We start from the raw sequence: 1,024 nt of genomic DNA, 5'->3' as shown, positions 1-1,024 counted from the left end.
TCTCAATAGGAATATTCAGATTTTTAAAATCAGGAGTATCACCGGATTTTCCAAATCAGGGAACCCCTCAAGGCGGAGTGGTCAGTCCTCTGTTAGCCAATATCGCGTTAAACGGAATCGAAGCACTGCATCCCAGTGTAAGATACGCAGACGACATGGTGTTCTTCGTAAAACCTGGAGAAAAACCAGAGGAAATACTTGACTTTGTCAAGATATTCCTGAATGAACGAGGGATGGAAATCAGCGAAGAAAAGACCAAGATAACCAAAACGACAGATGGATTTGACTTTCTGGGCTGGCACATGAAAGTCCTGAAAAACCAAAAATTCAAGAGCTTCCCATCAGAGGAAAACTTTAGAAATATGCGTGACAAAGTCAAATACATCGTCAACAACTCGAACTATGGTGCTGAAGTAAAAGCAAAGAAGTTAGCCCCTATCATCAGGGGATGGCGAAACTACCACCGATTCTGCTGGATGGATAACGTAAGGGACACCTTATGGTTCCCAAGGAAAACTGCAACCAAAAGGTTCAGAAAACAAAAAAGCGTTGACCGATACGAAGCAGTTAAATTGGCAAAGAAAGCCTTTCCAAGCGTAAGCTGGGAAACTAACGGATTCACCATGGTCAAAGGAAATAAATCACCATTTGACGGAGACACAGTCTACTGGAGTAGAAGGAAAAATAACCTTTACTATGGGAAAACTGTAAAAGCTTTGAAAAGGCAAAACCATACTTGTGGATTCTGTGGACTGAAATTCTTAGACGACGAATCTGTACACCTCCATCACATCGATGGAAACCACGACAATTGGAAACGAAAGAATTTGATGGCTGTCCACCATAGTTGTCACCAACAAATCCACTGGAGCAAGTCTTGAAAAAGACAAGCCGAGAGGTTGAGAATACCCAGGAGCTGTATGAGGCGAAAGCTTCACGTACAGTTCTGTAGGAGAGGTGCCCTGGGTAATACCAAGCATCGACTCTAACTTAACGCTTGGGGAGAATTGGCCTCTACTCTTCC

At 43.1% G+C, this 1,024-nt stretch carries 1 protein-coding gene; it reads left to right on the top strand.

Going from position 1 to position 1,024, the window contains the following annotated elements:
- On the top strand, positions 1 to 881 hold an 881-nt coding region (locus F6K49_RS52795; protein ID WP_293111107.1), incomplete at its 5' end, for a reverse transcriptase domain-containing protein.
- Between the last annotated feature and the right edge of the window lie 143 nt (positions 882 to 1,024).

It is taken from the genome of Moorena sp. SIO3I6, from assembly GCF_010672095.1.
This window is presented reverse-complemented; position numbering and strand designations above follow the sequence as displayed.